The organism is Neobacillus terrisolis (assembly GCF_051233475.1).
In the GTDB taxonomy this organism is placed as follows: domain Bacteria; phylum Bacillota; class Bacilli; order Bacillales; family Cytobacillaceae; genus Bacillus_BU.
Genome location: NZ_JBKFGH010000007.1, coordinates 1 through 19,594 on the forward strand (window position 1 = coordinate 1; position 19,594 = coordinate 19,594).

At 38.0% G+C, this 19,594-nt stretch carries 18 protein-coding genes; 14 read left to right on the forward strand and 4 right to left on the reverse strand.

Annotated elements, in window-relative coordinates:
• The 8 genes from ACI48O_RS05530 to ACI48O_RS05565 form a co-directional block, all read left to right on the forward strand.
• Positions 1 to 1,726 (forward strand): helicase C-terminal domain-containing protein (locus ACI48O_RS05530; RefSeq protein WP_435560741.1); only part of this gene is annotated, 1,726 nt, incomplete at its 5' end.
• Positions 1,727 to 1,801: 75 nt separating this feature from the next.
• Entirely contained in the window at positions 1,802 to 2,632 is an 831-nt protein-coding gene (locus ACI48O_RS05535) for a ComEC/Rec2 family competence protein (protein ID WP_435560742.1), read from the forward strand.
• 194 nt (positions 2,633 to 2,826) lie between these two features.
• Positions 2,827 to 3,300 (forward strand): cell wall elongation regulator TseB-like domain-containing protein, encoded by a 474-nt coding sequence (locus tag ACI48O_RS05540; RefSeq protein WP_435560743.1) that lies wholly within the window; start codon positions 2,827 to 2,829, stop codon positions 3,298 to 3,300.
• A 21-nt stretch (positions 3,301 to 3,321) separates the two neighbouring features.
• Positions 3,322 to 4,509, forward strand: a complete 1,188-nt coding sequence (locus ACI48O_RS05545) for a pyridoxal phosphate-dependent aminotransferase (RefSeq protein WP_435560744.1) — start codon at positions 3,322 to 3,324, stop codon at positions 4,507 to 4,509.
• 193 nt (positions 4,510 to 4,702) lie between these two features.
• Positions 4,703 to 5,995 carry an asparagine--tRNA ligase gene (asnS, locus tag ACI48O_RS05550; RefSeq protein ID WP_435560758.1) on the forward strand — a complete coding sequence of 431 codons (1,293 nt, stop codon included), beginning with the start codon at positions 4,703 to 4,705 and terminating at the stop codon, positions 5,993 to 5,995.
• A gap of 499 nt (positions 5,996 to 6,494) precedes the next feature.
• The gene (locus ACI48O_RS05555; protein ID WP_435560745.1) at positions 6,495 to 7,190 is read left to right on the forward strand and encodes a DnaD domain protein; all 696 of its coding nucleotides are present in this window, start codon (positions 6,495 to 6,497) and stop codon (positions 7,188 to 7,190) included.
• Positions 7,191 to 7,444: 254 nt separating this feature from the next.
• Entirely contained in the window at positions 7,445 to 8,101 is a 657-nt protein-coding gene (nth, locus tag ACI48O_RS05560) for an endonuclease III (RefSeq protein WP_435560746.1), read from the forward strand.
• On the forward strand, positions 8,098 to 8,616 hold the full coding sequence (locus tag ACI48O_RS05565; RefSeq protein WP_435560747.1) for a YpoC family protein: 519 nt from the start codon (positions 8,098 to 8,100) through the stop codon (positions 8,614 to 8,616). Before nth ends, ACI48O_RS05565 begins: the two co-directional genes overlap by 4 nt.
• 47 nt (positions 8,617 to 8,663) lie before the next feature.
• Here ACI48O_RS05565 and ACI48O_RS05570 read toward each other — a convergent pair whose 3' ends face one another.
• Both ACI48O_RS05570 and recU read right to left on the reverse strand, forming a co-directional pair.
• On the reverse strand, positions 8,664 to 11,234 hold the full coding sequence (locus ACI48O_RS05570) for a PBP1A family penicillin-binding protein (protein ID WP_435560748.1): 2,571 nt from the start codon (positions 11,232 to 11,234) through the stop codon (positions 8,664 to 8,666).
• 29 nt (positions 11,235 to 11,263) lie between these two features.
• Positions 11,264 to 11,875 carry a Holliday junction resolvase RecU gene (gene recU / locus ACI48O_RS05575; protein WP_435560749.1) on the reverse strand — a complete coding sequence of 204 codons (612 nt, stop codon included), beginning with the start codon at positions 11,873 to 11,875 and terminating at the stop codon, positions 11,264 to 11,266.
• 122 nt (positions 11,876 to 11,997) lie between these two features.
• Here recU and ACI48O_RS05580 point away from each other — a divergent pair, with 122 nt between their 5' ends.
• Together ACI48O_RS05580 and ACI48O_RS05585 are read left to right on the forward strand one after the other, a co-directional pair.
• Positions 11,998 to 12,987, forward strand: coding sequence for a DUF2515 domain-containing protein (locus tag ACI48O_RS05580; RefSeq protein ID WP_435560750.1), 990 nt, complete (start codon positions 11,998 to 12,000; stop codon positions 12,985 to 12,987).
• 404 nt (positions 12,988 to 13,391) lie between these two features.
• Positions 13,392 to 13,682: a hypothetical protein gene (locus ACI48O_RS05585; protein ID WP_435560751.1), complete on the forward strand. Its 291-nt coding sequence runs from the start codon at positions 13,392 to 13,394 to the stop codon at positions 13,680 to 13,682.
• A 230-nt stretch (positions 13,683 to 13,912) separates the two neighbouring features.
• On the opposite strand, the gene ACI48O_RS05590 is transcribed toward ACI48O_RS05585, so the two are convergent.
• Positions 13,913 to 14,125: a YppF family protein gene (locus ACI48O_RS05590; protein ID WP_435560752.1), complete on the reverse strand. Its 213-nt coding sequence runs from the start codon at positions 14,123 to 14,125 to the stop codon at positions 13,913 to 13,915.
• A gap of 226 nt (positions 14,126 to 14,351) precedes the next feature.
• Between ACI48O_RS05590 and ACI48O_RS05595 the strand changes: the two genes are divergently transcribed.
• The 3 genes from ACI48O_RS05595 to ACI48O_RS05605 all read left to right on the forward strand — a co-directional run bounded on the left by ACI48O_RS05595 (position 14,352) and on the right by ACI48O_RS05605 (position 16,872).
• Positions 14,352 to 14,909 carry a YppG family protein gene (locus ACI48O_RS05595; protein WP_435560753.1) on the forward strand — a complete coding sequence of 186 codons (558 nt, stop codon included), beginning with the start codon at positions 14,352 to 14,354 and terminating at the stop codon, positions 14,907 to 14,909.
• A gap of 141 nt (positions 14,910 to 15,050) precedes the next feature.
• On the forward strand, positions 15,051 to 15,914 hold the full coding sequence (locus ACI48O_RS05600; protein ID WP_435560754.1) for an ABC transporter permease subunit: 864 nt from the start codon (positions 15,051 to 15,053) through the stop codon (positions 15,912 to 15,914).
• On the forward strand, positions 15,907 to 16,872 hold the full coding sequence (locus ACI48O_RS05605) for an ABC transporter permease subunit (RefSeq protein WP_435560755.1): 966 nt from the start codon (positions 15,907 to 15,909) through the stop codon (positions 16,870 to 16,872). The genes ACI48O_RS05600 and ACI48O_RS05605 overlap by 8 nt, the downstream gene beginning before the upstream one ends.
• Positions 16,873 to 17,513: 641 nt before the next feature.
• On the opposite strand, the gene ACI48O_RS05610 is transcribed toward ACI48O_RS05605, so the two are convergent.
• Entirely contained in the window at positions 17,514 to 17,981 is a 468-nt protein-coding gene (locus ACI48O_RS05610) for an Hsp20/alpha crystallin family protein (protein ID WP_435560756.1), read from the reverse strand.
• Positions 17,982 to 18,173: 192 nt separating this feature from the next.
• On the opposite strand from ACI48O_RS05610, the gene hcp reads away from it, so the two are divergent.
• The gene (gene hcp, locus ACI48O_RS05615; protein ID WP_435560757.1) at positions 18,174 to 19,463 is read left to right on the forward strand and encodes a hydroxylamine reductase; all 1,290 of its coding nucleotides are present in this window, start codon (positions 18,174 to 18,176) and stop codon (positions 19,461 to 19,463) included.
• Positions 19,464 to 19,594 lie beyond the last annotated feature (131 nt).

Sequence of the window (19,594 nt, forward strand, 5' to 3'; positions counted from 1 at the left end):
AGAAGAAGATGATAATTATGATACGACATTAACGAAAATGCAAATTCTTATTTGGTTAACTGAAACCCAAACGGGTGATAGTGACGAGCTTAATTTATCGAGCGGTGGTCTTATTTACTGGAACAAGATTAAAAATGATCATACAGAATTCTTGAACAGTAAGTATTGGCATCACTATGATTTTTACTTGAAGGCAAGACAGGAAGCGCTTGATGCAGATTTGGTTATTACCAACCATTCCTTGCTTCTGCACGACCTTGTCTCAGAACACGGGATACTACCGGAATATGACTATGCCATTATTGATGAAGGTCATCATTTTGAAAAAGCATCTGGAAAACATTTTGGCCTGTCCATTGACTATTTATCCTGTCGTTTGCTATTAGGTCAAGTCGGCACATATGAGCAAAAGCAGCTGTTTTATCGTCTCGAAAATTTAATGAAACATCGACTGCATCACCTCGGTTCAACCCACCCGTTTGAAACGAACCAGCTGTTAACTGATCTTTTTCATGCAATGGATGAATTCTTTAAAATTGCCGCCATTTACACTAGAAGTAAACTAAAAAGCAGAAAGCAAACGTTAACTCGAGTTTCCCTTAGACTAAAAAACGCTGAAACAGGAAAGGAATGGACGGCTCTCTTAACAGAAGCAGAACGTTTCTCTTTTCTATTAAGAGATACAAAAGATTATTTTTCTGAACGTCTAGAACTGGTCAAAAAGGAGAACCCTCGTCTTTCAAATGATGAAAAGGCTCTGCTTGAAGAAATTTCCTCGATTCGAGATCAGCTTGAGGAATTAAGGATTACCATTAAAAGTATTTTTTTATCTCCAATGGAGAATAATGTCAGATGGCTTGAACTTGATTTTCGCTCGATTCAGAATTCGACCACTTTTTTTGCGCATCCCGTTGATGTAGCACAATATCTTCATTCACATTTTTTTGCGAAAAAGAAGAGCATTATTGTCACATCTGCAACCTTAACGGTTAGAAATAAGTTTCATTACACGCTTCGAGAATTGGGAATGGATTCAAACACTTGTCTTCAAAAGGCTATTCCGTCTCCCTTTCAATATAATAAACAAGTCCAATTACTAATACCTGAAGACTTACCTGAAATCAACAGTGTATCGCTTGACGAATATGTTATTGCCATCACCGAACACATCATTTCCATTGCTGAGGCAACAAAGGGCAGAATGCTCATTCTGTTCACGGCCCATGAAATGCTCAAGAAAACATATGACTTGATTCGTGAGAGCGGGTTTTTAAACGATTTTGCCATTATGGCTCAGGGAATTACCAGTGGAAGCAGAACCAGACTGACCAGGAATTTCCAACGGTTTGAAAAAGCAATATTATTGGGGACGAGCAGCTTTTGGGAAGGGGTAGATATCCCAGGGGAGGATCTCTCTTGTCTTATTATTGTTAGACTGCCGTTTTCCCCGCCAGATGAACCAATAACCGAAGCCAAATGCGAAATCATTAAGAGAAATGGCGGTAATCCGTTTTCTGATTATTGTTTGCCAGAAGCGGTAATCCGCTTTAAGCAGGGCTTTGGGAGATTGATTAGAACGGAAAGTGACAGAGGAATTATTATTGTCTTTGACCGGAGAATTGTCACAACACAATATGGGCAAGCCTTTCTGCAGTCTATTCCGCCCATTAAGATTAGCAAATACAATCTTGACGAAATCGTTCAAACCATTAAGGAATGGTTATGATAATGGCTGGTGGATAATTGGGATAAAATTCCGGTGATAACACACTATATACTTATATGTATTGGAGGAGTATACATGAAGTGGTTATTTGCACCGATACTATTGTTTACGCAATGGTACTATATCCCATTAGAATCACCGGGCACACCAGCACAGATCAGTAGTATACAAATGAATCTTAAAGACGATGAATTAGCCTTGACCTTTTTTTCTTTATCTGACGGAGAAGCGGCATTGATTCAACACCCAAACGGGGACAATGTCCTAATCAATACAGGTGGGAATGGTACAGAGCAAGAGTTAAGGAACTTGTTGGAACTTTATCATATAAGGAAGCTGGATCAAATCATTTTAACAAGTGAAAAAAGCTGTTGTTTCCAAAATCTTAACTGGCTGATTGATGACTATGGAGTAGAGTCCTTGCTGACCAGAAGGGGTGCCGAAAATGATCTTCCGATAACGAGCAGCAGGAAAACCTTAAATTTACAGCTGATGAGTTCCGGAATGGTTCGCGAGATCGTTCCGGGGTTAATGATGGAAGTATTAAATGATCAACAAGGGCTTAATCTCTCTTTACAATTTTTAAATCGACGTGTGCTATGGTTCAATACACCTGATTCAAATCGTGAAAAGTATTTACTTAAGGACGAACAGGTTAATACAACGATTATCAAGCTTCCAAGTGAGGCAACTGAGCATTTTATTTCAGCTGAGTTGATTGAACAGTTAGATCCACAGATCGCCTTCCTTTTCCCTCATAAAAGCGGAAAAGAATTAGCTGACTTATTGGAGCAATTGCAGCATGCTTGGGTTCATGTATATAGCAATAACCATAAAGGTGCAGTTACGATTAAATTCACGGAAGATAATTATGAGGTTTTTAGAATTTCTGATCAGGAAAAATAGCTGCGCTTAAAATGGCGCAGCCAAAAGTATGTGTGTGGGCTAGAAAAAATTTTATCGGAATTATCGTAAAAAAATAAGCTTCTCTCGTTCATACACTGCTATAATAGGTTAGAATCTTATTTATAATATACCCACGTACAGTGGCTCTATGTTATACAATAATTACTATATATCTACATAAAGAAGTGATAAATATGAAAAAATGGGTGTTTGCAGGGATCGGAATTATTATTGTTATTATGGCATCTTTCTCAATTGTATATTTTAAAGCAGTAAATCCATTAGATTCTGCCGAAGAAAAGGCACTTGCTGCTGTAAAGAAGAAAATAAAACTAACTGAGATTCAAGATGTTCAAATATATAATGGCACTGAAACTTATTATGTAGTAAAAGGGAAAGATCAAAAAAATCAACAAGTCATTGCCTGGGTTTCAGAAAAAAAAGGGGATGTTGTCGTCCGCAAGGCAAAGGATGGAGTAACGCAGCAACAGGCCGTTGATAAATTACTTCAAGAAGAAAATCCTAAAGAAATCATTTCCGTAAAATTAGGAATGATAAAAAAGCGACAATGTTGGGAAATATATTACCTTTCCCATAATAATCTGATAAATTATTATTATGTGGATTTTGAAACAGGCGATTGGCTGCGAAAAATCGAGAACATGTAAAGATAAAGGAGTGTAAGGAGAATGGAGTTTCAATTAGCTAAAAGGGTCAAATCACTAACACCATCCACGACTCTTGCTATAACAGCGAAAGCAAAAGAATTAAAAGCACAAGGACTAGATGTGATTGGATTAGGAGCAGGTGAGCCCGATTTTAATACTCCACAGCATATAATTGATGCAGCAGTTGCATCTATGAATGAGGGACAAACAAAATATACACCTGCGGCAGGATTACCAGCTTTAAAGCAAGAAATCATTAAGAAATTCCAAAAAGATCAAGGAATTGATTATAGCGGTAACGAGATTATCGTTGGCAGCGGCGCAAAACATGTATTATATACATTGTTCCAGGTAATCTTAGATGAAGGCGATGAAGTCATCATTCCTACACCTTATTGGGTAAGTTATCCAGAACAAGTTAAATTAGCAGGCGGGGTTCCTGTATATATCGAAGGCTCCGAGGAGAATGAATTTAAAATTACTCCTCAGCAATTAAAACAAACCATTACTGAAAATACAAAAGCAGTGATTATTAATTCTCCAAGTAACCCTACTGGGATGCTCTATAGTAAAGAAGAATTAACAGAGCTTGGTCAAGTATGTTTAGACAACAATGTCTTAATTGTCTCTGATGAAATTTATGAGAAATTAGTTTATGGTGCAAACAAACATGTTTCGATTGCACAAATTTCCCCAGAGTTGAAAGAGCAAACGATTATTATTAATGGTGTATCTAAATCACATTCAATGACAGGCTGGCGAATCGGCTATGCGGCAGGTAATAAAGAAATCATTAAAGCAATGACCAATTTAGCAAGCCATAGTACATCAAATCCAACGACTACTGCACAATATGGGGCAATCGCAGCATATGCAGGCTCTCAAGATGCAGTTGAGCAAATGAGACAAGCTTTTGAAGGCCGACTTAATCAAATCTACGATAAATTGGTCGCTATTCCAGGAGTTAGTTGTATCAAACCGCAAGGGGCATTTTATCTGTTCCCTAATGTTAAAAAGGCGGTTGAATTAACTGGGTACGCAAACGTAGATGATTTTTCAACTGCATTGCTTGAGGAAGCCTTAGTCGCAGTTATTCCGGGTTCAGGGTTTGGGGCTCCTGATAATATTCGCTTGTCTTATGCAACCTCATTAGACCTATTAGAGGCTGCGGTAGAGCGCATCCATCAATTTGTTAACAGCAAAATGTAATAAATTCCATAAAAAAGGCAGAGCGTCTTGCAATTGGGGCGTTTCGCTTTTTGAGAAAGGAATCAGAGAAATCTGATTCCTTTTTGCATATTTTCATCTTTTGATGGATATTGATTATAAAAGGTGGAAAAAGGTATAATGGAATCTGATACATATTTCGAGTTTCGTATTGTTTTTGGAGGGACATAAAGTGATCAAAACAACCATATCTGAAGTACATAAACACGTTGATCAAGAAGTAAAGATCGGTGCTTGGCTAGCAAACAAACGCTCGAGCGGCAAAATTGCCTTCCTGCAGCTTCGTGATGGTACAGGATTTATTCAAGGTGTTGTCGTAAAAAGTGAAGTGCCGGAAGAAGTGTTTCAGCAAGCAAAATCGATAACTCAAGAAACCTCTCTATATGTTACAGGGAAGGTAACAAAAGATGAGCGTTCAGCCTTTGGATATGAATTACAAATAAATGGCATTACCGTTCTTCATCCTGCTGTTGATTACCCTATTACACCAAAGGAACACGGCACAGAATTTTTGATGGACCATCGCCATTTATGGCTTCGTTCTCGCCGTCAGCATGCTGTTATGAAGGTGCGTAATGAAATTATCAGGGCTACGTATGAATTTTTTAATGAGCAGGGCTTTACAAAGATTGACCCACCGATACTAACAGGTAGTGCACCTGAAGGAACGACGGAATTATTTGCGACAAAATATTTTGATGAAGATGCGTATCTTTCGCAAAGCGGACAGCTATATATGGAAGCTGCAGCCATGGCACTAGGAAAGGTATTTTCTTTCGGTCCAACCTTCCGTGCTGAAAAATCAAAGACGCGTCGTCATCTAATCGAGTTTTGGATGATTGAGCCGGAGATGGCTTTTTATGAATTTGAGGATAATTTAAAGGTTCAAGAACAGTATGTTTCTCATGTTGTTCAATCTGTTTTGAAAAATTGTCCAATTGAGCTTAAAACACTTGGACGAGATACTAGTAAGCTTGAGCAAATTAAAGCACCTTTCCCAAGAATAACCTATGATGATGCAATCAAATTTTTACAGGAAAAAGGCTTTGATGATATCGAATGGGGAGATGACTTCGGCGCTCCACATGAAACAGCTATCGCTGAGAGCTATGACAAACCAGTCTTTATTACTCACTATCCGACCACACTAAAGCCATTCTATATGCAGCCACACCCTGAGCGCGATGATGTAGTATTATGTGCAGATTTAATCGCACCAGAAGGCTATGGCGAGATCATTGGCGGTTCCGAGCGTATTCATGACTATGACTTATTAAAGAAACGTTTAGAGGAGCACGACTTAAGCTCTGATGCTTATAAATGGTATTTAGAACTGCGCCAATATGGATCTGTTCCGCATTCCGGCTTTGGACTTGGTTTAGAAAGAACAGTGGCATGGATTAGTGGCGTTGAGCATGTTCGTGAGACAATTCCATTCCCTCGTTTATTAAATCGTTTATATCCATAACCTATTAAGCGGAGGCCCAGTGCCTTCGCTTTTCATATATCTGTTTTGCTTCTTGAAAAAAGCTTTTGGGTGGGTTTTTATTAAAGGGTTCCCTATCCTAACGCAAAGTTGTTTATTGAAATTTAAGCGGACACAGAGGCCCTTATTTTGATAAAATAACCGCTTTTCTAGACTTAAGAGGACACAGGATCCCTTATTTCCATAAAAACCACTGAATAATGCCGATTTTTCATCAAATAAGGGATCTGGTGTCCGCTTAACCTAAAAAAACACCCCTTTTTGGCAAAATAGCGGAGCCTATGTCCGCGAACAAATAATTGCAATCAAAATGTAGGATAAAATGCTGCGCTACACTGCGCCGCACCATTCATGGTCCCCTGCATTTTAATGTGTATTTTCATGCACCGTTACGTTTTAGTCCAAGTATTTTTTGGCATTACATACGCAAGTCTTACTTGGACAATGTGTTCATGCTATACTTATGAAGAGGTGTCAATGAATGAGTAAATCTAATATTTTAGCGTGGATAAAGAGTGGAAATATTACGATTCCGACTGTTTTGCTTTCTTCTTATAAAAAGATGAATTTATCAGAACAAGAAGTTGTTTTGATTTTACATTTACTTTCGTATTTAGAAAAAGGGAATCATTTTCCAACCCTTGCCGAGTTATCGGATCGTATGACTTTGGATTGTACTGGCATATTAAGAAGACTAATCCAAAAAGGTTTTATTGAAATAAACGATGGTTTTTCAGAAGATGGTATCCGTTTTGAAAAATATTCGCTAGATCCATTATGGGAAAGGTTAATCAGCCAATTCCAAGCGCAGAACAATCTTCAAGAAACGAAAAAGAACCAACAAGAAGAAACGGATTTATATACTTGTTTTGAACAGGAATTCGGGAGACCGCTATCTCCTTTTGAATGTGAATCACTTGGGATGTGGCTTGATGATGACCACCATGATCCCGTTATTATTAAAGCTGCACTAAGAGAGTCTGTTATCTCAGGGAAATTAAATTTCCGGTATATCGACAGGATTTTATTTGAGTGGAAAAAGAATGGCATTAAAACGATCGAACAGGCGAAAAGCTACGGAAGAAAGTTTAGACAGCACCAAAATGCTTCCAAATCAAAAGAAGAAGTCCAAACAAAGCCTGGAACCGTTCCATTTTACAATTGGCTTGAGCAATAATTTCCAATTTGCGAGAGAATCCAATTCTCTCGTTTTTGTTTTAGGCTGTGTTGAAGAACAATGTTGATTTTTGAACACTCTGTTGATTGGAGCGGAAGGTGCGAGACTCCTGCGGGAGAAGGTGTCACGGGAGACCCTACAGGCGCAATGGCGCCGAGGAGGCTCCCGGACTCCCCCGCGGAAAGGGAGCACCTGTAGCGGAAATCAACAGCCCAATTAACACAGCCTTGTTTTCTATAAAGGGGAGAAAAATCATGTTGAACAAAAAACAGATACGTTTTTCATTGGATAAAATGGGGGAAATGTTTCCGGACGCTCATTGTGAATTGGTTCACGCGAACCCATTTGAATTAGTGATTGCCGTGGCCTTATCAGCACAGTGTACAGATGTCCTCGTCAATAAAGTCACCAAAGAACTATTTAAAAAATATAAGTCTCCGGAAGATTATTTAAAGGTAAGCTTAGAAGAACTACAACAGGATATCCGTTCAATTGGCTTATATCGCAATAAAGCAAAAAATATTCAAAAGCTGTGCAGGCTGCTGATTGATGAATATGGGGGACAAGTCCCAGCCGACCGTGATGAATTAACAAAGCTTCCCGGGGTAGGAAGAAAAACAGCAAACGTTGTTGTGTCTGTCGCTTTCGGGGTACCGGCAATCGCAGTTGATACACATGTCGAACGGGTTAGTAAACGGCTTGGTTTTTGCAGATGGAAGGATTCGGTCCTTGAAGTAGAAAAAACGTTAATGAAGAAAGTTCCAATCGAGGAATGGTCTGACACCCACCATCGGATGATCTTCTTTGGAAGGTATCACTGTAAAGCTCAAAATCCACAGTGTAAAGCATGTCCGCTGCTAGAAGTATGCCGAGAAGGTGCGAAAAGATTAAAAAAGGAAGAGATAAAATGATAACAATTGCTATTTCTTCAGAAATTTATGATCCGTTTTTCTTTGAGAACGAAGAGATAAAAATAGATACCGATTTATTAGACTCGATTGAGTTAAAGGAGTTATTTATCCATGAAATAGCTTTTTTTGCAGGAATGAACACGATTAGGCCTTGGGAAAATCCTGAAACCTTTATCCCTGAATTACTTCAAAAATGGCACGAATTACAAAAAGAAATTAAAACCTTATTTGATCAACGAAATAATCGGGACACGATTTACCCAATGAAACGGGGAATCGGCTTTTTAATCGAATTTATTTTCTGGAGCAATGGAATGCCGGCGAAAAAGCTTAATGAAGTCAATATTAATGGTCTACAGATCAAACCTGTAAATAGTCTTGAAAGAATCCAGTTTTTAATGAAACGACCAAATATTTACCCTTCATTTGCACAATTATGCGAATTAATGGAAGAGCAGCAAAAACAATATTCTAAATTTATAGCCATGCAAAATGCAAAAACAAAAAAGAAATAGCCTGTAAAAAAGCAAAATGCTTTTACAGGCTATTTTTTTATTATTAATTATTGTTTTCTAGTATTGGTTCCATTAGATGGAAGAGTGCCGCTGGTGTTCGTGCTTGGCGTTTGAGTGCTGCCAGTACCAGTATTGTTCTCACCTTGTGTGGTTCCAGGTGTTGTATTGGCTGGCTCTTCATCGGTAGTCGTGTCGTTATCGTTCTGATCTTTTTCATTGTTATTTCCTTGTTCGTCTTTATCTTTATCTTTTTCTTTATCAGGAATAACGATTGTCGTGACAATTGGATCACTGCGTTGTCCATCTCGCAATGCGCTAACCTTGAACGTATACATTCCTCCAGCGACCGGATTAGCAATATTGAGTCCTTTTTCGGTCGTTGTTTTAAGCACTTGGTCAGCTCCTTCATTTATGCTTACACTGACCTCAAATTGTACACCCTCACTATTTTCTTGAGGGTAATCCCAAGATAAAATAATCGAGTTTCCAGTTTGATCATACTTTGCATTTAGGCTCACAGGCGTATCTAACTTTGTATATTTCTTAGAAACTTCCTTAGGCTCACTTCCTTTTACAGCATACTCATAAATGATTTGATCTTTAGGAGTAAATTCACTGGCGAGCTTCGAAGTTCCTTTTTCAATCGCGACCTTTTGAACCGTTTTTGGAACAGGGAAATCTGGTGTTTCAATATCCTTTGAAACCTCGGTCATAAGATTTTTGAATAGCTTTTGAGCAATCTTTTGGTTGTCCCCTGCTGGAATATAAGTGTTTCGGTTTTCATATCCTGTCCAAACTGCTGCGGTGTAATTTGTGGTATACCCCACAAACCAAGCATCTGGTACCGCAGTGTCTGGGATGTTAAACTTCCTTGCTGTCGCATCATCATAGTTGGTTGTTCCTGTTTTTCCTGCTACTTGTAATCCAGGAACACCGGCCAGTCTCCCCGTTCCGTAAGAATCGCGAACGACACTTTTTAACATATCAGTAATCATAAACGCAGTATAATCCTTCATGACCACTTTTGATTCGGGTGTTGTTTTAATTTTTGTGCCGTCACGAAGCTCGATTTCTTTTACTGCATAAGGCTCGGTATAGATACCGTTATTTCCAAATGCACTGTACGCACCTGCCATTTGCAGAGAAGAAACGCCTTTTTTAAGGCCGCCAATTGCATATGATTCTAAAATCTCCGGTAACGGGATTCCTAATTCCTGAGCAAAAGCTTGGGCTTTAGGAAGGCCAACTGCTTGTAACGTTTGAATTGCAGGAATGTTTCTCGACATTCCAAGCGCAACCCGCATGGACATCGTTCCTAAAAATGTGTTATTCCAGTTGTTTACCGGTGTTCCGTCTGAGTATTTCATCGGTTTATCTTCTAATGGGTAGTAGGTACCCCATTTTAAATATTCAATTGCCGGACCGTAATCAAGAATTGGTTTAATTGTTGAGCCTGGTTGACGTTTGGAATCGGTAGCGAAGTTAAATCCTCGCTGAACCTTTTGGTTTCTGCCCCCGCCAATCGCTCTGATTTCGCCCGTTTTTGTATCCAGTAGGGTAATCCCTGCTTGGAACTGTTCATCCGGAAATTGGACGATTTCATTGGAGTTCAACATTGTTTCTACATAAGTTTGTGCGTCTTTATCAAGAGTAGTATAAATTTTAAGTCCATCTGAAAAAATATTTAAGTCATCGCCATATTTTTTTTCAACCTCATCGATAACTTGGTCAACAAAGGAATCGTGAGGATTTTTATCCTGGTTCCGTTTTTCTTCACTTACCAAGGTAGATTCTACTGGAACTTGTTGAGCCTGTTCCATATCTTCTTTTGAGATAAACCCATGCTGATGCATTAATGATAAAACAATATTTCTGCGTTTTTCAGCGCGATCAGGGTATTTAAACGGATTGTAGTTCTCGGGACTTTGTGGCATTCCCGCTAATAGTGCAGCCTCGTGAAGCTCTAATTGGTCTAGTGGTTTGCCAAAATAAATCTTTGCTGCTGTTTTTACTCCATGCGAGTTTTCAGACATCCAAATCTTATTAACATACATCTCGAATATTTCATGCTTCGTATATTTCCGTTCAAGCTGATAAGCTAACCACGCTTCCTGAACCTTCCGGGAAATCGTTTTTTCAGGAGTCAAAAAGGAATTCTTGACTACCTGCTGAGTAATCGTACTTGCTCCTTCTGAACCAAAACCATCGGTAATATTCGCGATAACAGCTCCGCCTAAACGGATTAAATCCACTCCATTATGCTTATAAAACCTTACATCTTCAGTCGCCAAAAATGCATTTTCCACTAGCTTTGGAATTTCTTCATACTCTACATAGTCCCTATTTACGGAACCTACCTCTGTGATTAGTTCTCCATTTTTATCATAAATTTCCGAAGGAATCGGATCCTTTAGTGCAGATTCATCTAGTTTAGGCGCATCTTTTACCATATAGGCAAATACAGCAACTCCGGATAAAATACCAACGATTCCAAGTGCAACTAAAATTAAGAAAACCTTTTTAATAGTATCTTGTTTAGTCTTTTTTCCTTTTGGCTTCGTTTTTCCGTTGTTTTGTTGCTTTTTGCGCTCCTCTCTAGATTGGTATTTTCCTGACATATTTCAACGCTTCCTTTCTAAACAGACAATTAGAACTTATAAAGATAGTCTATTATTTTAATATAGTCAATTCTAGGTTGGTAGCCAAGTGGGAGAAGATGGCCATATTCATTTATTTCATCGATTGAGATCGATTTTCTTCCACCGCTTTCCATTCTGTCCCAGTAGGCTAATAAATGTTCCGCTGGTAGAAAGTATACTTTTTCATTTGTTGAAAACCTAAGAATAACGAAGCAAATTCCACCATGTGTTAACACTGATTTCATATGCTTAATTTGGTGTTCATGAAAATTTTTCAACGGAAATGAGGTTAGAAACTTTGTTTCTTTCGCCTCGAAATCAATATATCTTCCTTTGTAAATACCATTATAATCGGTTGTTGATGCTTGCTTAAAATATGCTTCTTTTATCACTGCTGCACTTCTTTTTGGATAATCAACGTTGACGATTTGAACGGGAGTTGGTTTCTTATGAATGACGGCAATATTTTTTTCTAAGTAATAGCGATTGGTTATGTTCAAATCATCTTCGAGAGTCATCCCACGATTACTGTATGATATTTTTTTTTCCAAATTTCGAATGCCCTTGGGCGGTTCTGTTGGCTGTAAATAGCGCCTTCCGTTTGGATAATGAAAATTCATTATATCATGCACCTCACAAACTACCTATTATCATACCAAATATCCTAGTGGAATGGCTGAATAAAAAGAACTATTTGTCTAAAAGCTACAATATATAGGCAAACATTAAAGGGTGATGATTTTTGCGACTAACTAATCGTCAGATATCAAACGGTGCTATTTCATATGAAGAATCTCATGTTCTTCACGAGATTATAGCAGAAACAAATAAGCAAAACATCGACAATATAACTCGGACAAATGCATATTTTCATTTCTTTCAACAGTACCCTGAAATTAGCTGGGCTTTTCTAGCGAGCATGGTTTCAAGAAATGGCGGCTGGAATATGTGTGATCTTGAAGGAAAATGGTTTCCTATTGTACTTCCTGTCAACATGAGAAATAGGTTATTTTTCACTTATGAACGGGCAAATTGGTTAATTTTCCATGATGCTTTTCCCCAATTGTTACTTTACCATTATTCGACGAAAATAGGACGCCCGATGTTTCACCTTTTATCATATTTACATGTATCTGCCTTTATGGAAAGGGAATGGAATGAATTTTGGATAAAACGGGAGGGGAGGAGGTTAATGACCTCTCTCATTATTAACGAACAAAACGTCATTCAAAAACCAATCATTGAACATCCTTTTTTTAAGAAGAAAGTGTTTCAATCTGTTTCTTATTTATTTCAGGATTGGTTTCACTTTAGTTCCGTCTTATTCCCTACCTTGGATGGTGAACTGTTTGGAGCTAGTGTCAATGGATTTACGAAGGTTGATAATCGAATTGACCTCGGGAAGCGCTTGGCTGATATTCTGTTTTCTCCGGAACGTTTTCCATTTTTTCTTCAGTTTGCCAAAAAAACAGAACATACTGGTTCAAGGGTCGATTATGAACAATTTCTCGGAATTAACAAAAGAAGAGATACGCCGTTTTTAAGAGCAACCTTTCCGATCATCACTCATCACATTCATGAGTATCAAGACTGGAGCAAACATCGTAAAGTAAAGAAGGCTTGGTTTAAGAACATTCATCATAAGCATTCTATACAATTAACGGATTGGTATTTAAATAAACAAAAGCAAATGCATGCGCTTATTTCCATCCAGGATTTATTAAAAACATAAAAAGCAAGGATTTCTCCCTGCTTTTTTATGTTTGATCCAACTTATGTTGATGGTCGATCTGGCCCCTCCAGCTTTTTGTCGCCATAGCCGGATTTTTTCTCTTCTAAATTTTTTGGTTGTACTTTATTTTGTTTTCCTTTTTTGGGCATGGTATTCAACACCTCCGCCCTTATTTTGTTCCAAGCTGCGTTTTTCCATTCCAACTTTCAAAAAAAGAAAAATGTCGAAAAGTAGTTTTCCGTTTCATAAAAATCTTCTATCTTTGCCGAATTCCTTCTAGTTTTGTCTTGGTTGAAGGATGAGGGGGATTTGCAGCGAATAAAGTGTACTAAATAAAGATTTTGTCCACTAAGTCGTTGGTTGCCATAAAAAAGATTTCCCCGGATAAAAAGGAGGTTTTCAAAATGAAAGAACCATTGATTTATAAAACGGAACTATTGACAAGATTGAATGAGATTTATGATCAGTTGGAAAAATTAGAAGCCGTTCTCCATTCCTCCTACTTACAACAACATGGACATATCCAAACAATGCAAAATGATCAGCTAGACAACTGCTCAAGAAGATTAACAGTATTAGAAAATGAGGTTGCAAACCAATTTGATGAGAAGAAAAATGCTTTTCAAGCTTTTTCGAACCCGTGTAAGCGACATTCAGCAAGTATTCAGCTGGAACTCGGATTAAAAAGTGTATAACTAAACCATATATTCATAAGTAGCTTTGCTTTATGCAGCTACTTTTTTTATTTTTCTACAGGAAGGCTTAGTTAATAGGGAATGTTGCATGTAACCTCGAGCGGGGAAAAATGAAGAAGTGAGGATGCCAATTAGACACCCCCACTTTTTAGAAAATCTGTTTACATTTCCAAGTCAACAAAGTTTTGTTTATTCGTTTTAGTCCGATTTCAAATAAACCGGTATTCATATTATAGTGAATTCTCGATGAGGGAATGATCTATATTGTCCCAAGCTACTACAGCACCTAAAGACTCAAGCTCACGAACAAGGCTTCTATATTCACAAATAGAAATTTCGTTATGAATGTAAATTCTTTTGGCAAAATCCAACAGTTCATTCAAGTCATTTGTTTCATACTCTCGAAATTGAAAAAATTTTACTTTCAGTTCGTGAACGTGCATATAAATTCCTCCTTCGTCGTTTTTACTATCGTAACATGGAAAAGTCCGTTTTCACCATTTTTCAAAAATTGAGACTTCAGACAATTTTCCTCACAGTTAGACAAAAAACATCTTTGTCAAAAAAATCAAAATTTAACGGGTGGCTTTTTTCTACGGATCATTAGTTCACCATATTTTCCAAAAAAGCATAAAATGTGGTAATGAATGCTGAGGAGGATGTTCGCCCATGTTTGGTCGAAAAAAAAGAAATCAATACTTTTTTTACCCATCTGGGGGGATAGAACCAGAGAGGTACATGAATCCAAATTTTTATGGTTATAACGTTTCAAGGCAACCGCTAGCACCTGTATACCCGCCAACTTTCCCTCCAACAGAGGGATATCCAAACGGGTATTATCATCAACTCCCATATCAGACTCCAGTGGGCCAATTACCAAATGCTTACCCTAATAATACGAGTAGTACTTATGCATATGCAGGACATCCCAATCTAATGAATAATGGTTTGCCGCATTCGGTATTACAGAATCCTCTCCAACCGGTGGAAGAGCAGTATCAGCCATACTATCAGCAAATGCAGGGGGCAAGTGGATTGAATCAATATCCCAACCAAGCCCTGATGCCAAAACAATCGAACGGAATTCAAACGTTCATGAATTCGTTTAAAGCTCAAGATGGATCGGTTGATATTCCGAAAATGGTGAACACAGCGGGGCAGATGGTCAGTGCTATCTCCCAAGTGCAATCAATGATTAAAGGGTTTGGTGGAATGCTAAAGGTATAGTAGGAAAGGAATATGACGGATTTCCGTCATATTTTTTTATCCGAATTGATTACTATTATTTCTATAATCTAAATAAATTGACAATGATCTTTTACAATTGGAAAATGAATAGTATGACGGATGATTTGTTAGGGGGAAATAATGTTACGACTGGTTCAGCAAATGGTCATTATTATCGTACTCATCCTAACTCTCGCAGCTTTACCTGAAATCATAACCGTGAATAATGTCGAAAAGTCTTTGGATTGGCAATGGGGTAAATTGCCGGATTTATATGTGCACTTTATTACGGAATTGGCAAATGGAAGTCTTGGAACTTACCAAGTTGGATCAGAAATAAGAGAGATAAGTGATGATATCGTGGATAATATTGTTACGAGTTTTATCATCATGGCTGCAGGGATCTGGATGGGGGTCATCCTAAGTCTAATTTTTGGAGTGTTTTTAAGCCGTTTTTTCTTTACCAGATTTTTTAGGCTGCTCATCAATATTTTTGCTATCGTTCCAGATTTTTTAATCATCATATTTTCGTTAATTGTTGCGATAAAGGTTTACAAGCTGACGGGAATGAGAATCATCTCTTTTCGTCCAGATGCGGGTGCGTTAAATATGTGGTTTCCTGTGATTCTTGTCTCTATTTCGCCTACCCTTTATTTATTTAAGTTAATTTCGATTAAATATAGCGCCATTGCTAGTGAGGACTATATACGAACAGCGGTAGCGAAAGGATTGGGAATCGAATATATTAATTTTCAGCATGTATTTAAGAATGTTGAACCGTTTATTTTGGCGGAGCTGACAAAAATCATTTCATTAGCGGCAGGGAACTTATTTATCATTGAATATTTACTGAATGTATCAGGGATTACAAAGTTTATTTTTCAAAGTAATGGAGTACAGCCGATCGCGATAGGTCTGTTTTCAATGCTTGCCATCTCTTTAGTCGTTTATGTCTCGATTAGAATGCTTTTCTATCTCTTTAAACGAGGTTTTATTTATGAATAAGCTTCTTAAAATAAATTTCTCCTTGTATGCGGGTATCCTCTTTGTGACACTTCTTCTGTTATTATCCTTTTTTGGTCCCATGCTGGCACCGCATACGTTAACGGATCCGCTAGAGACTCATTATTCGAACGGTAAAATATTTGCTCCACCACTTGAGCCTTTTCAATCAAAAGAGTATCCCCTCGGGACCGACAAGTGGGGCTATGATTTGCTGTCAATCATTTTATATGGAATCCGTTATACGATATTCATTCCGATCATCATTACGATAATCAAAATGGTGATGGGAACGATTATAGGTATTTATTTTGGTGTTTGGAAAAAAACACCCGGTTGGATCATTGCTTTTGAAACGGCTTGGAGCTATGTTCCTTTATTTCTAGTATTATATTTTTTCTTACAGCCGATTACATTTAATAGTCAATTACCACCGAAAACGCTCATTTTCTATTTTATTATGTTAACTTCAATAATCAGTATTCCAAGCATTGTTTCTTCGGTTCGATTAAAATCTCAAGAAGTGTATCAATCGGTTTTTATTGAGGCATCAAGGACATTGGGGGCCGGAACAAACAGGATTGTTTGGCTCCATATTTTTCCGCAATTAAAAGAATCGCTGCTGGTAATGTTTATTTTAGAAATTGTTTATGTGATGACGATCATGGGTCAGCTAGCTTTAATGAATATTTTTATAGGAGGCACCTATGTTACATATGATCCTCTTATCTACCATTCGATAACGAAAGAAATAGCCGGTTTGGTAGGTCAAGCAAGATCTAATATTTATGGTAATCAGTATATATTGGTGGTTCCGCTTCTGATCCTATTATTTGCGACTGTTTCGTTTAATCTACTCGCTAATGGATTAAAGAAAAGCCTTCAGACAGAATACAAGAAAACACCATGGATAAAAACTACATCTCATTTATTTAAACCAAAAAGAGGCAACAGGGGGTAGCCTCTCAAATTGTCGAGAAAGAGGTATTTTCTCGGCATTTTTTAATTTGTCAGAATGTAAAAACCATATTTATTGACTTCCCTGCAAATGGGCCTGTTGATTTCCGCTGTGGGCACTCGCGCACCTTAGGGGAGCTCCTGGAGCCTCATCGGCGCTTTGGCGCCTGTGGGGTCTCCAGTGACCTCTATTTCCCGCAGGAGTCGAGTGCCCTCCGCTCCAATCAACAGGGTGGGAATCAACCTAAAGTATTACAACACATATTTTTTTAGAAGAAATCAAAAATCTATATATTTGTGATTCAAACGAAGAAGGTGGTTGCCTGGAACTAAATCATCAATAGAACCAGATCGATATTTACTTGGCTAGACTTTTTTGTTTAATTATTGATTTCATCTCTTATTTAATTATTTATAGTTTAGATGAAGGTCTTTATTGATAACACCTGTTGATTGGAGCGGAAGGTGCGAAGACTCCTGCGGGAGCAGCGGGACAGGTGAGACCCCGCAGGAGCGTTAGCGACGAGGAGGCTCAGCGCCCGCCCCTAAGGTGCGCGAAGCACCTGGAGCGGAAATCAACAGACTTGTTAATAAGCCTATCGAAAGTTTTTGGAAAGAATGAGAGTCTGGTAGCCTCTTTTTGGTTTATTCGTGATCAATGATGATTTTTTTCCCTTTCTGCTTCGGGATTAATATTTCTAATAAACCATTTTTATAGGTTGCTTTAACTGCTTTTTCGTTAATTTGAAAGGGAAGAGGCACCGTCCTGCTTGCACTTGATAGGGATTGTTTCTTACTATATAACCCCTTTTTTTCGTCCTGTTCGGTTATCTCTTCGTGATGTTTTACGGTTATCGTTAAAGTATTCGCTAATACATCCAATTGGATTTGTTCTTTTTTGACACCTGGAAGCTCTGCTTTAATGATATGATGTTGATTCGTTTCAGAAACATGGATTGGAAATGACATATGGGGAAATGGGGAGCGGAAGAAATCATCAATCGTCTGTAAAATTCCCTTTACTGGTCTTTCGTGAAAGAATTGGTTCATTTGTTTGAGAATATTCCCAAAAGGCTCCTGGTCCTTCGGATCAAATGGAACATTGCTAGACATTGCGCTAAGCTCCTCTCTAAAAAGTAATTTGCTATTATTCTATGCTTTTAAAGAAAATGAGGTTCGCTCTCTATTTTTGTACGGTTTTTGAACTTTTTTAGAAAATTTTGTTTTTGTGACATTCGTCACATTTAATTTTTCTCATCCCTTGTATGCTGTAAAAGTAGATATGAATGAAGGTGAGGAGAAAACATGTTTTGTTATCAATGTGAACAAACCCCAACTGGCGGCTGTACTGTTGTAGGCGTTTGCGGTAAGGATGAAACAATTGCAAGCCTACAGGACACAATTATTTTCGGATTAAAAGGGATCGCTGCCTACCGTACTCATGCTAATCAACTAGGATATACTGACGCATTCGTGGATAAGACAACACAAGAAGCGTTATACATGACATTAACGAATTCAAATTTCAATGTTCAAGAACACATTAATATGGCGATGCAGGTTGGTCAAGCAGCTGTTCGTATGATGGAAGTGTTGGATGAAGCGCATATAAACCGCCTTGGAATTCCACAACCAATCCGTGTTTCCCAAAACAAAATTGAAGGAAAAGCAATTGTTGTTACTGGACACAATCTTTTTGCTCTTGAAGAATTATTAAAGCAAACAGAAGGTAAAGGCATCAATATTTATACTCACTCAGAAATGCTGCCAGCGCATGGCTACCCAGCATTGAAAAAATACAGCCACTTAAAAGGGAATATCGGTAAAGCATGGTATGACCAACGCCGCTTATTCGAAAAGTTTAATGGCGCAATTTTAGCAACTACAAACTGTGTAATGCCAATTAAGGGATCTTATGCTGACCGTATGTTCTCTTACGAAGTGGCAGGCTTAGAAAACGTAGAAAAAATCGTCAACGATGATTTCTCACCATTAATTAACCGCGCCTTAGAATTACCAGAGGCTAATATTGAGTCTGATGAAACATTATTAACTGGTTTCCACCATGAAACAGTTCTTGGTTTAGCTCCTGAAGTAATTGCTGCAGTTAAAGAAGGAAAAATTAAACGTTTCTTCGTAATCGCTGGTTGTGATGCACCAGGTAAAGGCGGAGATTACTATCGTGAATTAGCAACATCTTTACCACCAGAAACTGTTATTTTAACAACTTCCTGTGGTAAGTTCCGTTTCAACGATGTTGACTACGGAACGGTTCCAGGTACAGAAATTCCACGTTACATCGACTTAGGACAATGTAACAACTCAGGTTCAACAGTAAAAATTGCTCTTGCATTAGCAGACGCATTTGGCTGTTCAGTAAACGAATTACCAGTAAGTATTGTTTTATCTTGGTTCGAACAAAAGGCTGTTGCGATTCTATTAGGATTATTCAGCTTAGGAATTCAAGATATCCGCATTGGACCAAAGCCACCAGAATTCATTTCTGAAGGTGTGTTAAATGTTCTTGTTGATACATTTAACTTGAAGTTAATTGGCAATGCTCAAGAAGACATGGAAGCAATGTTAAATGCATAATTAAAATATTAAAACAACCGCGCCTACCTCTAAAATGTACCCTATAGAATAGACACTTAAAAAAAGTGCTCTTTCTATAGGGTATTTTTTGTATAATTTAAAGAACAACATAGAGAAATACGTGGAGACGG

Excerpts from the sequence above, each read along its gene's own strand:
- ACI48O_RS05535 (WP_435560742.1), top strand. The coding sequence starts at position 1,802 with ATGAAGTGGTTATTTGCACCGATACTATTGTTTACGCAATGGTACTAT.
- ACI48O_RS05540 (WP_435560743.1), top strand. The coding sequence starts at position 2,827 with ATGAAAAAATGGGTGTTTGCAGGGATCGGAATTATTATTGTTATTATG.
- ACI48O_RS05545 (WP_435560744.1), top strand. The coding sequence starts at position 3,322 with ATGGAGTTTCAATTAGCTAAAAGGGTCAAATCACTAACACCATCCACG.
- ACI48O_RS05555 (WP_435560745.1), top strand. The coding sequence starts at position 6,495 with ATGAGTAAATCTAATATTTTAGCGTGGATAAAGAGTGGAAATATTACG.
- nth (WP_435560746.1), top strand. The coding sequence starts at position 7,445 with ATGTTGAACAAAAAACAGATACGTTTTTCATTGGATAAAATGGGGGAA.
- ACI48O_RS05565 (WP_435560747.1), top strand. The coding sequence starts at position 8,098 with ATGATAACAATTGCTATTTCTTCAGAAATTTATGATCCGTTTTTCTTT.
- ACI48O_RS05570 (WP_435560748.1), bottom strand. The coding sequence starts at position 11,234 with ATGTCAGGAAAATACCAATCTAGAGAGGAGCGCAAAAAGCAACAAAAC.
- recU (WP_435560749.1), bottom strand. The coding sequence starts at position 11,875 with ATGAATTTTCATTATCCAAACGGAAGGCGCTATTTACAGCCAACAGAA.
- ACI48O_RS05585 (WP_435560751.1), top strand. The coding sequence starts at position 13,392 with ATGAAAGAACCATTGATTTATAAAACGGAACTATTGACAAGATTGAAT.
- ACI48O_RS05590 (WP_435560752.1), bottom strand. The coding sequence starts at position 14,125 with ATGCACGTTCACGAACTGAAAGTAAAATTTTTTCAATTTCGAGAGTAT.
- ACI48O_RS05595 (WP_435560753.1), top strand. The coding sequence starts at position 14,352 with ATGTTTGGTCGAAAAAAAAGAAATCAATACTTTTTTTACCCATCTGGG.
- ACI48O_RS05600 (WP_435560754.1), top strand. The coding sequence starts at position 15,051 with ATGTTACGACTGGTTCAGCAAATGGTCATTATTATCGTACTCATCCTA.
- ACI48O_RS05605 (WP_435560755.1), top strand. The coding sequence starts at position 15,907 with ATGAATAAGCTTCTTAAAATAAATTTCTCCTTGTATGCGGGTATCCTC.
- ACI48O_RS05610 (WP_435560756.1), bottom strand. The coding sequence starts at position 17,981 with ATGTCTAGCAATGTTCCATTTGATCCGAAGGACCAGGAGCCTTTTGGG.
- hcp (WP_435560757.1), top strand. The coding sequence starts at position 18,174 with ATGTTTTGTTATCAATGTGAACAAACCCCAACTGGCGGCTGTACTGTT.